12 protein-coding genes are annotated in these 16932 nt (G+C 67.1%); 2 read left to right on the forward strand and 10 right to left on the reverse strand.

Annotated elements, in window-relative coordinates:
* Positions 1-97 precede the first annotated feature (97 nt).
* On the reverse strand, positions 98-1186 hold the full coding sequence (locus IM660_RS13825; RefSeq protein ID WP_343072001.1) for a stage II sporulation protein M: 1089 nt from the start codon (positions 1184-1186) through the stop codon (positions 98-100).
* Between the two features lie 151 nt (positions 1187-1337).
* Here IM660_RS13825 and IM660_RS13830 point away from each other — a divergent pair, with 151 nt between their 5' ends.
* The gene (locus tag IM660_RS13830; RefSeq protein ID WP_246464952.1) at positions 1338-2150 is read left to right on the forward strand and encodes an RDD family protein; all 813 of its coding nucleotides are present in this window, start codon (positions 1338-1340) and stop codon (positions 2148-2150) included.
* A 69-nt stretch (positions 2151-2219) separates the two neighbouring features.
* Here the strand turns inward: IM660_RS13830 and IM660_RS13835 are convergent, their stop codons facing one another.
* From IM660_RS13835 to IM660_RS13845, 3 genes are all read right to left on the reverse strand, one after another.
* The gene (locus IM660_RS13835; RefSeq protein WP_246464953.1) at positions 2220-2801 is read right to left on the reverse strand and encodes a TetR/AcrR family transcriptional regulator; all 582 of its coding nucleotides are present in this window, start codon (positions 2799-2801) and stop codon (positions 2220-2222) included.
* 142 nt (positions 2802-2943) lie between these two features.
* The gene (locus IM660_RS13840) at positions 2944-7332 is read right to left on the reverse strand and encodes a DUF7507 domain-containing protein (RefSeq protein WP_193496335.1); all 4389 of its coding nucleotides are present in this window, start codon (positions 7330-7332) and stop codon (positions 2944-2946) included.
* A gap of 266 nt (positions 7333-7598) precedes the next feature.
* On the reverse strand, positions 7599-8507 hold the full coding sequence (locus tag IM660_RS13845; RefSeq protein WP_193496337.1) for a hypothetical protein: 909 nt from the start codon (positions 8505-8507) through the stop codon (positions 7599-7601).
* Positions 8508-8739: 232 nt separating this feature from the next.
* Between IM660_RS13845 and IM660_RS13850 the strand changes: the two genes are divergently transcribed.
* On the forward strand, positions 8740-9858 hold the full coding sequence (locus IM660_RS13850; protein ID WP_193496339.1) for an acyltransferase family protein: 1119 nt from the start codon (positions 8740-8742) through the stop codon (positions 9856-9858).
* A 20-nt stretch (positions 9859-9878) separates the two neighbouring features.
* On the opposite strand, the gene IM660_RS13855 is transcribed toward IM660_RS13850, so the two are convergent.
* From IM660_RS13855 to ahcY, 6 genes are all read right to left on the reverse strand, one after another.
* Entirely contained in the window at positions 9879-10637 is a 759-nt protein-coding gene (locus IM660_RS13855; protein ID WP_193496340.1) for an iron ABC transporter ATP-binding protein, read from the reverse strand.
* Positions 10634-11731, reverse strand: coding sequence for an iron chelate uptake ABC transporter family permease subunit (locus tag IM660_RS13860; protein ID WP_246464954.1), 1098 nt, complete (start codon positions 11729-11731; stop codon positions 10634-10636). Before IM660_RS13860 ends, IM660_RS13855 begins: the two co-directional genes overlap by 4 nt.
* Positions 11721-12731: an ABC transporter permease gene (locus IM660_RS13865; protein WP_193496342.1), complete on the reverse strand. Its 1011-nt coding sequence runs from the start codon at positions 12729-12731 to the stop codon at positions 11721-11723. Before IM660_RS13865 ends, IM660_RS13860 begins: the two co-directional genes overlap by 11 nt.
* 39 nt (positions 12732-12770) lie before the next feature.
* Complete coding sequence (locus IM660_RS13870; RefSeq protein WP_193496344.1) at positions 12771-13781, reverse strand: siderophore ABC transporter substrate-binding protein; 1011 nt, start codon at positions 13779-13781, stop codon at positions 12771-12773.
* A 335-nt stretch (positions 13782-14116) separates the two neighbouring features.
* Positions 14117-15424 carry a Na+/H+ antiporter NhaA gene (gene nhaA, locus IM660_RS13875; protein WP_193496346.1) on the reverse strand — a complete coding sequence of 436 codons (1308 nt, stop codon included), beginning with the start codon at positions 15422-15424 and terminating at the stop codon, positions 14117-14119.
* A gap of 31 nt (positions 15425-15455) precedes the next feature.
* Positions 15456-16931, reverse strand: coding sequence for an adenosylhomocysteinase (ahcY, locus tag IM660_RS13880; RefSeq protein ID WP_193496347.1), 1476 nt, complete (start codon positions 16929-16931; stop codon positions 15456-15458).
* Between the last annotated feature and the right edge of the window lies 1 nt (position 16932).

Genomic DNA, 16932 nt, shown 5'->3' on the forward strand with positions numbered 1-16932 from the left:
GCCGGTAGGTCGTCGACGACCGAGACAGTCTCGGCGCGACTACCCATGAGAGGCGTTCGAACGGTCGCTCATGACGCGATCTTGCGAGGAAAGTTCCTCAGTCCGCCATCGCGACGGTGTCTTCGGCGTGCTCGGCACGGACATCACCGGTCTCGCCGTCCCGCACGGCGCGGCGGCCAAGCAGGATCGTGTAGAGCCAGTACGCAGCCAAGACCAAGGCTCCGATGGTGATCTTGACCCCGGTGGGCAGGCTTGACGGTGTCACAAATCCTTCAACGAGCCCGCTGACGCCGAGCACGACCACCAGTCCGATAGCCACGGTGAAGACGGACCGGCCCTCTTCCGCGAGAGCGCGTGATCGCGTGCGTGGTCCCGCGAATGCCCATGCGCCGAACAACCTCAGACCGGCGCCGGCGGCGATGAAGATCGCCGAGAGCTCCATCAGCCCGTGGGGAAGGATCAGCCCGAAGAACACATCGAGGTAGCCATGCTCAGCCATGACGGCGCCCGCCATCCCGACCCCGACCGCGTTCTGCACCAGGACGAACACCGGGAAGATCCCAGTGATACCGCCGGCAATGCACTGAGCGGCGATCCAGGCGTTGTTGGTCCACACCTGGGCGGCGAAGTCGGGAGCCGGGTAGTTGGAGTAGTAGGCCGCGAAAGCCTGTTCGGCATACTGCTCTCGCTGGCTGGGAGTTCCCATCTGCGCAAGCAATTCGGGGTCGGCTGCGGCCCGTACCCCGGCCACAACGGCGACCACGCAGAAAAACACCATGGCGGCCACCGTCAGCCATCGTGCCCGGTAGAACGCGGCCGGTAGGGAGATGACGACGAACCGGGTGATATCACTCCATGCAGGCTCGTGGGCTCCCGCGACGACGCCACGCGCACGGGCCAGCAGCCCGCTCAGGCGCGCGATGATCTCCGGATCCGGTGCGCTGGTGCGGACTTGGGAGAGGTGGGTGGCGGTGAGGCGGTAGAGCTGGATCAGTTCGTCTGCCTCAGCACCGGTGCGCCGGCGCGCGCGGGTCAGCTGGTCGAGCCGATCCCACCGCGCGGCATTGACCGCGACGAACGCATCCAGGTCCATACCGGCTAATCTGCCATAGATGAACCCTTCGGTGACGCCACCCGCACCGCCGGCGCCTGACGTGGCGGCTACGGCGGCCAACCCGTACGCCACGTCGGCCTCGCGAAGCTCGCCGCCGCGAACTTCCGCTGTCAGTTCCGGTGCTGCTGGCCCTGGCGCGCACAGGGCCGCGACTCGGGGCGGCTCTGTCCGCAGTGCTCACACTGCTGATGGCACCAACGCTCCCTCGGACCCGTTTCGTCCGGTGGGACTGCCGACGGACTTGATCGTCACCGGGGAGGCGGTGGCGCTCGAGGCACGTCCAGCGATGCTACTGAGCCGGGTCGGATCGGGGTTGATCGACCTGGCTGTGCAGGGACTCGCCGGCGTGCTGGTGCTCATCGTCGGGTTCTCGTTGGCTTCCAACGATGCCCAGTTCGCCGTCGCATGGATCCTCGCCCTCGTGACGGCCATGGTGGCCATTCCGACGGCGGTGGAGACCATCACGCGCGGACTGTCGGCCGGCAAGGTGGCCACCGGGATCAGGATCGTGCGCGACGACGGCGGTCCGGTGCGCTTCCGGCAAGCTTTCGTTCGGGCGCTGACCGGAGCGATCGAGATCTGGGTCTCGGTCGGGTCGCTGGCGATCATCACCTCGCTGGTGAACTCGCGTGGGAAGCGCCTCGGCGATCTCCTCGCCGGGACCTATGCCGTGCGCAGCCGCGCCGGCACCGGCATGCGCGCTCCGCTGCTCATGCCCCCGGATCTGGCCGCCTGGGCTGAGCGTGCTGACATCCGCCGCCTGCCACCAGGACCAGCCCTGCACGCCCGGATCTTCCTCTCCCGCACCAACGCGATGCGCCCACAGGCCCGGCAGCAGGCGGCACACGCACTGGCGGCCGCCATCGAGCCCTACGTGGCACCACCGCCCCCGTGGGGTACACACCCCGAGCGGTTCCTTGCGGCCGTCCTGGTGGCCCGACGCGACCGGGAGTACGCAACGGCCATACGCAGGCAGGCTGCCGAGCACGAGGCTGCCGAACGGATGCGGCACCTGCCGTTTGGAGTTGCTGACTAGGTCACCGACCGGAGGCGGCACGTGGAGCTGGGCTCACGACCTCATGGGGCAAGTTCGCGGTGGGTGCCATCAGATGACGGCGTGGTCGTCGGGTCCCCGCTTGTCGTGCGCAAAGTGTGGTACGAACTCCGTCTCCCATGCACTCTTCACAAACCGGACTGAGTCGTCCGAGCCCACCGGCTGACGCATGGCGAAGTCGAGCACCATCGCGCCCAGGCCGAACCGGACGACCTGGCTTGCCTGTTCACGGCGCTCGTGTCCGTCCTCAGTGCTCGCGCCCAGGAGGCCATACACGTGCGACGTCAGACGCGAGACCAACTGTCGTGCTAACGGCGTTCCCTCGGCCAGGCTACGCATGCAGTAGCACAGGACCCCCTCGAAGGCACCATCCTCGGCCGCTTGCTCGCGCACCACACCCTCAGGCAGGAAGGAGACCGGCAACGCCTTGTCGATGATCGTGAGCACGTGCCTGTCGCACGCATCTCGCAGACCGTCCTTGCCGCCGAAGTGGTACTGCACGGTGCCGGCAGCTGCCGTGGCTCGCGAGGCGATGGTCCGGATCCCGACTCCGAAGCCATCACGACCGAAGGCGTCTACGGCGACGCCAATGAGCCGCTGCTTGGTTGGCGCTGACGCACGTAGATCGTCCACTGCTCTGGTCCGTCTCTCGTCTTGGTGCCGGAACACGGTGGTCAGGTCCCGCCGGTGCGAGTGAGATGGACGGCCTGTCCTCCCCGCACCGGAAGAGTGCGGGGAGGACGGGCCGTCGGTCAGCCCTGGCTTGCCGCGGAGGCTATTCGCGGGCCCGCGCCCTGATCATCAGCGCAGCACCGATGAGCAGCAGCAACCCGGTCAGCGCCAAGGGCAACACCGGTGCAGCACCGGTGTTGGGCAGCGCGTCCCCATCGTCAGGCTCGGCCGGGACGCTCGGAGCGTCCGGCACCGTGACGTCCACACGCGCTTCGTCCTCGGCGGTGATGGCGGGCATATCGGGATCGACAGGGTGAGCGACCGTCGCGACTGCGACGTTCTCGTATCCTTCAGTCACGTTCTCCTGAGTGATGACACGAGTGTCGCTCTCACCGGCACCGAGGGCCTCGATCTCGTAGGTGAGGTCGAGAGCCTCATCGTTGACCTGTACTCCTGTGAGGTCGCTGTTGCCGGTGTTGGTGACGGTGATCTGCCAGTAGGCCGACTCTCCGGAGGGGCGGGTGACGTCCTCGGCCCAGGGACCGTCCTCGGTGGCCGACACCTGCTTGACCACGTCGAGACCGGGCTCGACGCCGTAGTACCACGAGGAGTCCGTGCTGGTCAGTTCCTCGCCGAGCGCGCTGGTCGCGGACGCCGTGACGGTGTTCTCGTACTGACCCGCCACGGCGGTACCGGTGGCGGTCAGCTCGACCGACTCACCCGGGGCGAGCACAGGGATCGTCTCGGTGAACACCTCGGCGCCCGAGCCGTCCACGTCGGAGACACTCACATCCGCCAGCTCGAACGAGTCGCTGGTGTTGGTCACCGTGTAGGTCCAGGTCACCTCGCTGCCCGGCACCACCTGGACACCGGGCGCCTGCTCGACGTCCTCGCCGTTGGTCGTCTTGACGACGGTCAGTCCGTTCTCACCGGCCAGGTACCAGGACGAATCACTGACCGGGTACCGGACGTCGTGAACGACCTGTCCCGATTCGTCGACGACCATCATCGTGGCCGTCACGCTGTTCTCGTACTGACCCGCCACTGCTGAATCAGTCGCTGTGAACATACGCGACTCACCTGGAGCCAGTGGTCCCGACTCGGTCGAGGACGGGGTCAAGGTGCCCTCGGTGCCGTCACCAGCGACGAAAGCGTCCTCGATCTCGTAGAAATCGAGATACGTGTTGCCTGTGTTCGTCACCTCGTACGTCCAGACGACGTCCGACCCAGTGGCCACGAGTGCACCCGGTGCGGCCTCGTACGCCATCCCGTTGGTCGTCTTCACCACCTCGGCGGCCGGTGCGCCACCGAAGTACCAGGAGGTATCGGTCGCGGTCAGGTTCTCACCACCGAGCGGATCGGTAGCCGTGGCCGTCACCGTGTTCTCGTACTGTCCCTCCACCGCGACACCGCTGGCCGTGAGCTCGACGGACTCGCCCGCAGCCAAGGTGGCGATCGTGTCGGAGTAGACCTCAGTACCGTCGGCGTCCACGTCGACCACGGACACGTCCGTCAGGTCGAGGGTCTCGCTGGTGTTGGTCACCGTGTACGTCCAGGTCACATCGTCGCCGGAGAGGGCGAAGACGCCCGGCGCTTCTTCGACGTCCTCACCATTCGTCGTCTTCACGACAGTGAGGCCCGTCTGGTCTGCCAGGTACCAGGAGTCGTCCGAGACCGGGTCCACTGCGGGGGCGTTCGCCAGCGGCTCGCCAGCTTCGTCCACGACGACTGGAGACACGGTGACGGTGTTCTGGTACTGACCCGCCACAGCGACATCAGCAGCCGTGAACGTGCGCGAATCGCCCGGAGCAAGCGGATCCGAATCAGCCGAGGTCGGGGTGAGCATGCCGGTGGAAGCATCACCAGCGGTGTAGGCATCGGCGATGTTCGACACATCGAGGTAGGTGTTCCCCGTGTTCGTCACCACGTATTCCCACGCCACGTCCGAGCCTGTCGCCACCAGCGCACCGGGGGCGGCGTCGTACTCGGCACCGTTGGTGGTCTTCACGACCTCCGCCGACGGGTCGGCTGAAGCGAACAAGGTGGCATCGTTCGACGTGCCCGTCACTGTGCTACCCGCGTAGCTGGCGCTGAACGTGGCGGCATTGACCCATTCGTCGAGCGCGACGGCCTCGCCGTCGAGCCGAACCGGCACCACGAGCTCCACCGAGTCACCGGAAGCGAGCTGATCGACTGACACACGCAACGCCGTCGCATCAGTGAAGTCGGTCGACCACGTGCCATCGGCAGCGCTGGTCGCGTCGGACGAGTACTCCGTGACCGACCCGGCCGGAGCCCCGGTCACGTCGCCGTCGAGCACCGCGGCGACGCCGTCGACCTCCGGGAGCAGGTCGAAGATGACCAGATCCGTCACCGTCTCCGGCAGGAAGTTCGTCATCGTCACCCGGTACGCACCCGTGCCGTCCTCGGCGAGCTCACTGCGCACACCAAAGACCTCGCCATCGGCACTGGCTTCCTTACCGGTCGCCAGTGCACCCGCCGTCACCGCAGCCGAGATGTCCTCAGCGAAGACGATCTCGTCCAGCGGGGAGAAATCGAACACATCGTCCGCGAGTCCCGCGTCCCCCATCGGGAGGTTCTCGTAGTCCGGGTGATCGACGTGACCCCAGGCCTCCACGTCCAAACCCTCACCGTAGGCGGCCAGGGTCACCTCGACAGGGATGTCGTAGCAGAAATGCTCGCGATCCGCGTCATAGATGTCCAGGGAGTCGAGCTGATCGAGGGTGATGGTGACCACCTCGCGCAGGTTCTCCCCGTCGGTCACTGTGGACGTCGTCACGGTCGCACCGTCGCCGATCGGCGTCGCCGTCGCGTTCGCCGCGCTCACGCCGGTGGCCGCGTCGTAGGTGACACCCACCGGGAGCACCACCTCCAGGGTCCCGTTGGGGTAGTCCCGCACCGAATCCAGGTTCCAGATGCACGCCTGGTAGGTCGCCGCGCCACCGATCGCCACTGAATCCGGCGCGTCCACCGAGACGTTGACCGGCACGGCCTCAAGGATCGTCTGGGTCGCGGTCGACTCGTCCGAGAGCGGCTCGCCGTCCTCGAACTCGGCACTCTGGATGGCCGTGTTCGTGAAGGTGAGCGGGCCATCACCCAGCTCACCGGTGTACGTCGGCACGCCACGCATCTGTACCCGCACGCTGCCGCTGCTGATCAGGTTCCCCGCATCCGGAGAGAGCTGCAACCGCCATCCGGTCACATACTCACCCTCGGCCACCGGGTTCGAGCTGGTGGTACTGAATTGGTAGTCGGCGGTGGCGCCCACGCTGCTGGTGTTCTGCTCGCCGGCGCCGGACTCGATCCACGTACCCGGGTCAGCGGATGTCGTGTACTCGAGTACGAATGGCACATCCTGGATCTGCATCGCGGTGTCGAAGGATACGCGGAGCCTGTAGATACGGTTGGCTTCGTACCAGGCCGCATTGTCACCCGTCGCGGACGAGTCCTCGATGGTCCAGAACTCCAACGGATCCGCCGACTCGAAGTTCGCGGACACGTTGTAGATGCCCTCGTTGTTCTCGATTTCGCCGTTGCTGACCGTCCGATCCGCGGGGCTTTTGGAGATCCCGAACGACGTGCCCGGCCCGAGGTCGGTGATCGGGTCACCGGCCGCGCTGGCGTCCGGGAAGTCGTCGTGGACCGTACCGTCGGCGTCGGCGACGGCGAGCTCGACCGTGTTGGTCGGCGGCGTCTCCGGCGGATCCTGCGCCGGGAACGCGGACTCGGGGTAGTACACGACCAGGTAGCCGGCGTTGGTGCCTCCGCGTCGGATGTTGCGGTCATCAGTCCAGGTGGCGATGATGCCGGTGGCTGAGTCGCCCGCGAACGTCCACGTTCCAACGCCCCCGTCGGAAGCGACGATCTCCGCTCCCACCGGAAGCTCATCGGTCAGCACCGGGTCCGATCCGACGAAGTTCGAGTCAGCACCCCGCACCTGGAAGCTGTACGTCACCTGACGGCCATTGGTCGCAGGCGTGGTGTCCGCATTCTTCGTGGGGTAATAGTCGAATGTTCCCGTCACCGACGTCTGCGCAGAGTCGGTCGGCGTGTCGCCAGAAGGCGTCGAACTACCCGTGACCGTCGCCTCGAGCACGGTGTCGGGGGTGTAGGTCGAGATGTCGTCCTGGGTGACCGCGACCGTGAACGACGTCACGGAATCCTCGATGTCCTTCATGACAAGCGAGACGATGCCTGTGGCGGCGTCGAAGGTGTACGACTCGACCGGCGAACCAGCACCTGTGGGAATGACGTCGACGCCGATGCCCTCGGGCAACTGGATCTCCATCGTGATCCCTGTGGCCGGCGCACCGGGGCTCGCCTCCGGCAGATTCATCGTCACGGCGTACTCGTACGGATCCGTGACCGCGACATCGGTGGGGGCGTCGATCGAGACGGTGTAGTCGCCGGGTGCCGCATACGCTGCTGGCACGCCGACGACACCCAGCACCAGAACGACAACCGATGCCACGATCGCTGCTGCCAACCTACTCAGAGACCGCCATGGCGGGCTCCACTCATCACGCCTGATTTGCATACTCACGTTTGCTTCTCCTTCGAACTGCCCTGTTGTTCGTGCTGTGTTGTGGTCTTCGGGTGCGCCTCTGCTGGCCCGGCGGCTTTGCCGGGGCGTGCGCCACACTCATCCCGTCGAGCGACGGCGAGATTACGGTTGCTCACCTTCACACCGTCGGATCGAGCGTGAAGATGTGCTCTGTCGGCCTGCTCGTGCGGAACTCACGGTTCGTCCTCGTCCTCCATCTCCCAGCGCAGTCCCAGTACGCCCGGACCGAAGTCTCGGCGCACCTGATGCACCGAGGACGAACCGGGACGCAGTTGCTTGTCGGTCAGCGACCTCCGGCCGTCGTGTTCCTCGTACTCACCGATCCATACGGGAAGAGATGCGGGGGTGAACCGGGTCCAGATCACCAGGTCCCGGACGGACCTGGTGAGGTGGTAGTCGACTGCTTGCCCGAGAGGGAAGCCACGAGGAATGTCTACGTCGAGCTCGACCATGGTGGTCTCCCCCGCGTTGAGCGGGCGCTCAAGCTCGATCACGACGCCGTAGACCATCCCGCTGGGGTGGAGGTACTGCCGCCCGAGGGATCCGCCGGCGACGATGTCGACCACCGGTGCCCGCGTCGCTGGTTCGACGGGCAGCAGAATCCCGGGCAGTCTCCGTACGGCTGGCGCGACCGCCTGGTACAGCCACCGAGATGAACGACGGACGACGCATCCATCGGCTCCGACATCGTTGACCACGTTCGCGGAGAGCTGTCGCGCATCCCCGAACCCGCCACCCAGCGTCGCCAAGGTCTCCTCGATCTGCGTACGCTCGTCCTGTTCCCACACGGGCACCCGGGCGGGCGACACAGTGCCGAGACGGGTGGGCGGCAACACCAATGATGTGAGCTGCCCCGCCCGGAGGCCGAGCAGATCCTCCATCTCTGTGACAGCCTCGACGGACCGCGGACCAGAGGGCTTGCGCGCTCCCGACCGCCACGAGCTCAGTGTCGCGAGAGCCATCGGGATCCCCCGCTCGCTCATGCTGGTGACCAGGGACGTGAGGGTGACACCGCTGTTGTCGATCGCGGCACCGAAGGCGCCGGCGAATGTACTCTCACTCCCTGTGCGATTCGTTGCCATATCCCTCCCTCCTTGGTCGTCTCTGCCCGGATGAGTTACCGTGGCCTTCTTCACCTGTTGTGAGCAGTGCTGGATGGCCCGCATCACGCAGGTAGCCGTGTGATATGTGACACACCGCCGTGGCGGGCTTCGGTTTCGCAGCACGACGCCCAAGGCTGAGGATGCGGCACCTCGCAGGGCTTGCCAGAAGGACGGAGCCCTTCACCCCGGGCATCGCAGGAGACAGGACCGGATGACCCCGATCGCCACATCTGCCTCGTCGCCCCGGCTCGCCTGGATCGATGTCGCGAAGGCGGTCGCGATCGTCCTGGTCGTGCTTTACCACGTGAGTGTGGCCGGTGCAGGTCAGCTACTCCCGGGGTCGGTCAGCCATGTCATCTCCTGGTGGAGCGATGTCAGCAGGGCCCTCATCCCGGTGCGGATGCCGCTGTTCTTCCTTGCCTCGGGACTCCTTGCGAGCAGTGCGATCGAACGCCCGTGGCGGCGGCTGTGGCGACCTCGGGTCGGGAATCTGCTGTGGCCGTTCCTGTTGTGGAGCGTGCTGTTCGCCGTCCTCTGCGCTCCGCGGTACGACCCGGAGGATCCGGGGCGCTACATGCGCTCGAGCCTGGAGGCGATCGGTTTCGGCGGTACTGCCTACTGGTTCCTCTCGGTGCTGGTCGTCTTCTTCGTCACGGCCCGGCTCCTGCGGCGGTTCCGCTACGTTCTGCTGCTGGCCGGTGTGGCTCTGGTGGCGATCGCGCCGCTGGTCTCCTCGTTCCTGGTCGACACACTGGACACCCCCCAAGCACTGGCGTCGAACATCTCGCGCGTGTGCTACTTCGCGGTCTGGTACTTCGTCGGGTGCTTCGGCCGACCGGCGGTCGAGCGGATCGCGTCCGGTGCCACCTGGCTGACCGCCGCCTCGGCGGGCGGGCTCTATGTCGGCTTCGCCTGGGCGATCTACGTCGCCGGTATCGCGGGCAGCATCACGCCGCTGCTGATCCTGGCGATGAACGTGCTCGGCCTGGTCACCGCGTGTCAGCTGGCGTTCCTCACCGCCAGATCGGGAGCCGTCCGGCGAGTGAGCCGCTACCTCGCGGGGCGCACGCTGGCGATCTACGTGCTCCACCCGATCCTGCTCAGTGGTCTGATCCTGTTGCTGCGCCGTGACGACGGTACGACCGTGCTTCCGCTGACCAGCCCGGTGGTCGATGCCCTGCTGTTCCCGGTGGTCACCGCGATGCTGGTCGTGGTCTCGACGGCCCTGTATGACCTGAGCCAGAAGGTCGGCGCTCGGTGGCTCTTCGCTCTACCCGGTGGCCGACGAGACTCGCAGCCTCTACCCGTCTCGTCCACCCCGGGGCAGTGACCCTCGCCTGACCGGTCGGCCTACCCCGCCGTGAGCGCCACCAACTGCCCGTCGATCTCGCGCACATCCACCGGCAGGTCGTAGACGGACTCCAGCACCGCCGGATCCATCACCTCGACCGCCGGCCCGTCACAGACCACGCGCCCGTCCCGCATCGCCACGATCCGGTCGCAGTACCGGGCGGCGACGTTGATGTCGTGCAGCACCACCACGATCCGCTTGCCGAGCTCGTCGGCCATGCGCCGCAACAGCCGCATGATCTCCACGGCATGTTTGAGGTCGAGGTTGTTCAGCGGCTCATCCAGCAGCACGTACTGGGTGTCCTGGGCGAGCACCATCGCCACGAAGGCACGCTGACGCTGCCCGCCGGAGAGCTGGTCCAGGTAGCGGGCACGGTAGGGCTGCAGATCCAGGTAGTCGAGCGCCCGCTCCACGTGGTCACGATCCTCGGTGGTCATCCGCCCGCGCGAGTGAGGGAACCGGCCGAACTCCACCAGGTCCGCCACCGTGAGCCGGGCGGCGATGTGGTTGTCCTGCCGCAGCACCGCCAGCCGGGTGGCCAGGGTGCGCGAGGGGGCCGAGGCGACGTCGAGGTCGTCCACGAGCACGCGCCCTTCCTCGGGTTGGATCAGCCGCCCGATCACTGAGAACAGCGTCGACTTGCCGGCACCGTTGGGGCCGATGAGCGCTGTCACACCCTCCCCACCGAAGCTCAACGAGACATGATCGAGCACGGTCGTGGAGCCATAGCGCTTGGTGGCGCCGTCGAGCACGATCATCGTGCCCCCTTTCGCAGCACGAGGTAGAGGAAGAACATGCCACCGGCGAACTCGATGATCATCGCCAGCGCACCCCCGAAGCCGAACACCCGCTCCAGCACGAGCTGCCCGCCCACGAGGCACACCATGCCCAGCCCGACGGCGGCCGGCAGCGTGTAGCGGTGCCGGAACGTGCCCACATAGGAGTAGGCGAGGTTGGAAACGATCAGCCCGAAGAAGAGGATCGGGCCGACCATGGACGTGGAGGCAGCCACCATCACCGAGACGATGGCGAACAGCCCCATCACCACGCGCCGATGGTCCACCCCCAACCCCACCGCCATCGACTCCCCCAGCGTCAGCACGTCCAGGATCCGCAGCAGCGGGATCAGCGCCACCACCCCGGCCGCCACAAGCCCGCCGGTGAGCATCAGCAGCGTCTCGTCGGGCCGGCTCAGCGAGGCGAACATCGCATCGGTGACGACTTGGAAGTCGAGCGGATCGAGCATCCGCTGCATCCACTCCGCGAGCGCCCGCAGGAACGTGCCGAGCACGATGCCCACCAGCAGCATCAGGTGCAGCGAGCGCCGTTTTCCGCCGAACAGCCACGTGAACAGCAGCACGCTGAACGCCACCATCACGACCAGTTGCACGAACCACAGCGTGAGCGTGTCGGCGTTCAGGAAGGCCGCGGAGCCCCCGAAGAACACCATCGCGGTGGCCACGAGGCCGTAGAACGCGTCGAATCCCATGATGGAGGGCGTCAGGATGCGGTTGGCCGTGATCGTGTGGAACACGACTGTCGAGATGCCCACCGCGATCGACACCACCAGCATGGCCAGTACGGTCATCCCCCGGATCTTCACGGCGAACGCGAGCGATCCGGGCACGTCAGTGAGCAGGTAGCAGGCCACGAGGATCACGACGGCGCAGCCCAGGACCGCGAGTCGGACGCCAGGGCTTTGCCACAGTCTGCGCAAGCCGCGTGCTTGTGCGGCGTCGTGGGCCTCGCCTTGCGCCGGTGACCCGGCGGCCGCAGGGGCAGGTGCAGGATCGCCGGCGACCCTGACGCCCGTACGGGCGGGGGTGTCCGTCGTCGTCGGATCAGTGAGCACGAGACCCCTTCCGCAGCAGCAGCCAGAGGAAGATGCCGGCGCCGACGATGCCCACGATCACCGAGAGGGGGATCTCGTAGGGGAATCGCACCACCCGGGCCAGGATGTCGCAGGCGAGGATGAACACAGCGCCCAGCCCAGCGACCCACGGGATCGCCCGGCGCACGTTGTCGCCGATGATCAGGCTGACGACGTTCGGCACAACCAGGCCCAGGAACGGCACGATCCCGGCAGTGGCCAGCACCGTGGCGGTGATGACCGCGATGATGACCATTCCGATCGCCATCACCCGGCGGTAGTTCAGCCCGAGGTTGGTGGCGAAGTCCTCACCGAGGCCGATCACGGAGAACCGGTCGGCGGCGATCCAGGCGAGGACCACCATGGCTCCGGCGAGCCAGAGCAGCTCGTAGCGTCCGGCCATCACCGAGGCGAAGCTGCCCTGGGACCACTGGCCCAGGGACTGCAGCAGATCCATCCGGTAGGCGGTGAAGGTGGTGAAGGCTCCGACCACTCCCCCGAGCATGATGCCCACGAGCGGCACCAGCACCAGCTGTCGTACGGGTACGGCCTTGATCACCTGGAGGAACACCCAGGTGCCGGCCAGCCCGAACACCGCGGCCACGGACGCTTTCCCCACCACCGGCAGGGCGGGGGCGAGCACGATGCAGCCGAGCATGCCGAGCGTGGCGAACTCGGTGACCCCAGTGGTACTGGGTTCGACGAACCGGTTGCGCACCATCATCTGCATGATCAGGCCGGCGATCCCGAGCGAGGCACCGACCAGCAGCACCGCCACCGTGCGCGGGATGCGGCTGACCAGGAGCAGGAATGCCGCATGGGAGTCAGCGTCCGCACGTACCAGCGAGGTGGGTGTGACATCGGAGACGCCGATGAACACGCTCGTCACCGTGAGCACCAGTAGCGCCATCCCGACGACGACGCCCACCCCGGTCCGCGAGGTGCGGGCCGGGGTGGGCGCATGGTTGGTCACGGCGGTCATCGCTGGCCCTGCCGAGACTGGTCCGGTGTCATCGGGGAACTACAGAGCGGCGGAGATGTCGTCGATCATCACCTGCGTGGTGTCCAGGCCGCCGTAGACGATGTACCAGGCCACGGGGTTGAGGTAGTGGATCTGCTCGTTCTGCGCGGCCACGGTCTCGTTGATGATGTCGTTGTCGAGCACTTCAGCGGCTGCCTGCGCGTCCTCGGTGCCGATGGCTTGGTCGCGATCGATCACGAACAGGTGGTCGGGGTTCTGCTCGAGCACGAACTCGAACGAAACCGGCTCACCGTGCGTGGCACCCTGGATGTCCTCGATCACCGGCTGCACGCCGAAGACGTCATACATGATCCCGCTGCGGTAGGTGAAGCCACCTTCGGTGCCACCACTGGCAGCGAGCGCGCTGAGACTACCCCCGGAAACCATCAGCCCCAGGCCGGTGCCGAGCTCGGCCGCCTGAGCGCGCACGTCCTCGATCTGGGAGTTGAGACTCTCGACGGCCTCAGCCGCGTCCTCTTCAGCACCGAGCACCTGGCCGAGGAACTCGGTGTTGCGCTCCAGGGTCTCGAGGTAGGTACCGGCCGGGCTCAGGTCGACAGTCGGGGCGATCTCGTTGAGGTCCTCCCACAGGGCGGAGGAGCGGCCGGAGACGAGGATGAGGTCGGGCTGCTGGGCCTCGATCTCGACGAGGTCGGCTTCGAACAGGGTGCCAGCGTTGAAGGCATCCTCGGCCAGGTAGCCGGTGAGGTAGTCGGGCACGTTGTCCAGCGGCGCGCCGGCGATCTCGCCGCCGAGAGCACCCACGGTGTCGAGGCTCGCGATGTCGAAGGCGACGATCGTCTCCGGGTTCACTGGCGCCTCGACGCTGGTCTCCTCGTACTGCGGATCCTCGTCCTCGCCGGCGGTGTTCCTATCCCAGGTGAAGGTGACGGTCTCGGCCGATTCCTCACCCTCGGATCCGGAGGCGGTATCGGGACCGCCGCACGCGGCCACGACGAGCGAGGTTGCCGCCGCGATCGAGACGAGGGCCACAGGGCGCTTCACAGACATGGTGATTCTCCTCAGCTGGGTTCGGACGCGCTCGTATCCGAGCGCTCGAGGCGTGGGCCGAGCGTCTGCCGCAGCGACGCGCCCCAAGGCCCATGAGGGCCGATCCCACCTCGTTGTTAGCCGAGCCTAACCTAGCAAAGGGAAGCCTTACCTCATTCGCGACGGAGAGTGACTGAGATCACGAACGTGCCGATCCGCCGACCGGCTTCGGCCGCGAGCCCATCCAGAAAACCCTCGTCGGTCTGGCGGGCCGCTTCATGGCGCCCACGCACCCAACGTCACGGTCGATTCGAACTCGCGCAACCCTCGCCAGCAGTGCCCCGGGGCACAACCTCTTACTCGGAGTTCTCGTCGCCGTCGGCGAAACCGTGACTCCCACGCAGCCGGTGCACCCGGCCCCGCCACGTGAGAATGGCGCAGCCCACGAGTGCCGCGAGGATCGAGGCCGAGAGCACCGCGAGCTTGGCGTGCTCGTCCCGCGGATGCCCGACGCCGAACGCCAGCTCGGCCACCAGCAGGGAGACAGTGAACCCGATCCCGGCCAGGGCACCGACGCCGAGCACGTCGGTCCACCCCAGCCCGGGGGCGAGGTTGGCGTGCCGGGTGCGCGAGATCAGCCAGGTGGCCGCGACAATCCCGACCGGTTTGCCGAGCACGAGCCCGAACGCCACCCCGGCGGCCACCGGATCGGCGATCGCTTCGCTCAGCACGCTCGGATCCACCGAGACCCCGGCAGTGAAGAGCGCGAAGACCGGTACCACCACGCCGGAGGAGATCGGGCGCCACAGGTGTTCGAAGTACTCGGCTACGGAGGCGTCGCGGGAGAGCTGACGCGGCAGCCGGTCGGCGGCCTTGCCACGCAGCGGCACGGCCGGGGCGACCATCCCGAGCGCGACGCCTGCGATCGTGGCGTGGATGCCGGAGGCGTGCATGGTCAGCCAGGCAAGGATCGCGAGCGGGATCAGCAGGTACCAGCAGGTGATTCCTCGCCGTACCAGCAGCGCGAACGCGGTCACGCAGGCTGCGGCGGCGAGCAACCAGGCGAGGGTAAGGCCGTCGCTGTAGGCGATGGCGATCACGATGATGGCCAGCAGGTCGTCCACCACGGCGAGAGTGAGCAGGAACGCTCGCAATGAGGCCGGCAACCACTTGCCCACCAGCGCCAGCACGGCCACGGCGAAGGCGATGTCGGTGGCCGTGGGAATCGCCCAGCCGTGCGGGGCGCCGTCGGCGGCCGGGAGGTTGATCGCCAGGTAGATCAGGGCGGGCACGGCCATCCCGCCCACGGCTGCTGCCACGGGGACGATCGCCGTCGAGAATCTGCGCAGCTCGCCGGTGACGATCTCCCGCTTGAGCTCCACCCCGACCACGAAGAAGAACACGGCCAGCAGGCCGTCCGCGGCCCACTCCCCCACGGTGAGATCCAGGTGGAGTGCCTCGATCGCGAGCGGGCTGTCGCGGATGGTGGTGTAGGAGTCCTGCCACGGTGAGTTGGCCCAGATCAGGGCGAGCACGGCCCCGACGACGAGGAGCACCCCTCCCATCGACTCACCCCGGAGGGTGTCGGCCATGTTCCGCAGGCCGCCAGCGGAGAGCCGGCCGAACAGCGGTTCAACCAGGGGTGAGTCGTGCTTGTCGTTCATTTCACCGTCCCCCGGGCTGCCTTCGCCGCTGTCAGTATCGGTAGTGCTCGGACTTGTAGGGGCCGGCGACGTCGACGTCGATGTACTCGGCCTGCTCCTTGGTCAGTTCGGTCAGCTCCACACCGAGGGCGTCCAGGTGGAGACGGGCGACCTTCTCATCAAGCACCTTCGGCAGGCGGTGGACGTCCAGATCGTACTCGGCGTTCGGATCGTGTAGCTCGATCTGGGCGATCACCTGGTTGGCGAAGGAGTTGCTCATCACGAAGGACGGGTGGCCGGTGGCGTTGCCGAGGTTGAGGAGCCGGCCCTCGGAGAGCACAATGATCGATTTCTCCTCCTGGCCCTCATCAGCCGGAATGACCCACTCGTGCACCTGCGGCTTGATCTCCTCACGCCGTACGCCGGGAACGCGGGAGAGCCCGGCGATGTCGATCTCGTTGTCGAAGTGACCGATGTTGCCCACCACGGCCTTGTTCTTCATCCCGACCAGGTGATCCGCGGTGATGACGTCGACGTTGCCGGTGGTGGTGATGAAGAAGTCACCGGAGTCGAGGACGGACTCCAGCCGTGCCACCTGGTAGCCGTCCATCGCGGCCTGCAGCGCGCAGATCGGGTCGACTTCGGTGACGATCACGCGGGCGCCCTGCCCGCGCAACGCCTCGGCCGCCCCCTTGCCGACGTCCCCGTACCCGCACACCACGGCGACCTTGCCGCCGATGAGGATGTCGGTGGCACGGTTGATGCCGTCGGGCAGGGAGTGGCGGATGCCGTAGCGGTTGTCGAACTTGGACTTGGTGACCGAGTCGTTGACGTTGATCGCCGGGAACAGCAGCTCCCCGGCGGCGGCGAGCTGGTAGAGCCGGTGCACGCCGGTGGTGGTCTCCTCACTGACGCCGCGGATTCCGGCGGCGATGCGGGTCCACCGCTGGGAGTCGGCGGCGAGGGAGCGGCGCAGGACGGTCCGGAAGACGAGCAGTTCGTCGGAGTATCCCTGCTCACCGGGTTCGGGGTCGGCGGGGATTGCCCCGGTCTGCTCGAACCGGCGCCCCTCGTGCACGAGCATGGTGGCGTCGCCGCCGTCGTCGAGGATGAGGTTGGGGCCCTCCTCGGGCCAGAGCAGGATCTGCTCGGTGCAGTCCCAGTACTCGGTGAGGCTCTCGCCCTTCCAGGCGAAGACGGGCACGCCCTGCGGATCCTCGGGGCTCCCGTGCGGGCCGACCGCCACGGCGGCGGCGGCCTCGTCCTGGGTGGAGAAGATGTTGCAGCTGGCCCAGCGCACCTGGGCGCCGAGAGCGGTGAGGGTTTCGATCAGGACGGCGGTCTGCACGGTCATGTGCAGCGAGCCGGCGATCCGGGCTCCCCGCAGCGGCTGGGACTCGCCGTACTCCTCCCGCAGTGCCATCAGACCGGGCATCTCGTGCTCGGCGAGACGGATCTGGTGGCGGCCGGCGGCGGCGAGGGAGAGGTCGCGCACCTTGTAGCGACCGGGGAGCTCGGAGAACGTCATG

Origin of the sequence: Ruania alkalisoli (genome assembly GCF_014960965.1) — a bacterium.
GTDB lineage: Bacteria > Actinomycetota > Actinomycetes > Actinomycetales > Beutenbergiaceae > Ruania > Ruania alkalisoli.

Coding starts and splice junctions, on each gene's coding strand:
- IM660_RS13845 (WP_193496337.1), bottom strand. CDS start 8,507: ATGGCAACGAATCGCACAGGGAGTGAGAGTACATTCGCCGGCGCCTTC.
- IM660_RS13850 (WP_193496339.1), top strand. CDS start 8,740: ATGACCCCGATCGCCACATCTGCCTCGTCGCCCCGGCTCGCCTGGATC.
- IM660_RS13855 (WP_193496340.1), bottom strand. CDS start 10,637: ATGATCGTGCTCGACGGCGCCACCAAGCGCTATGGCTCCACGACCGTG.
- IM660_RS13865 (WP_193496342.1), bottom strand. CDS start 12,731: ATGACCGCCGTGACCAACCATGCGCCCACCCCGGCCCGCACCTCGCGG.
- IM660_RS13870 (WP_193496344.1), bottom strand. CDS start 13,781: ATGTCTGTGAAGCGCCCTGTGGCCCTCGTCTCGATCGCGGCGGCAACC.
- nhaA (WP_193496346.1), bottom strand. CDS start 15,424: ATGAACGACAAGCACGACTCACCCCTGGTTGAACCGCTGTTCGGCCGG.
- ahcY (WP_193496347.1), bottom strand. CDS start 16,931: ATGACGTTCTCCGAGCTCCCCGGTCGCTACAAGGTGCGCGACCTCTCC.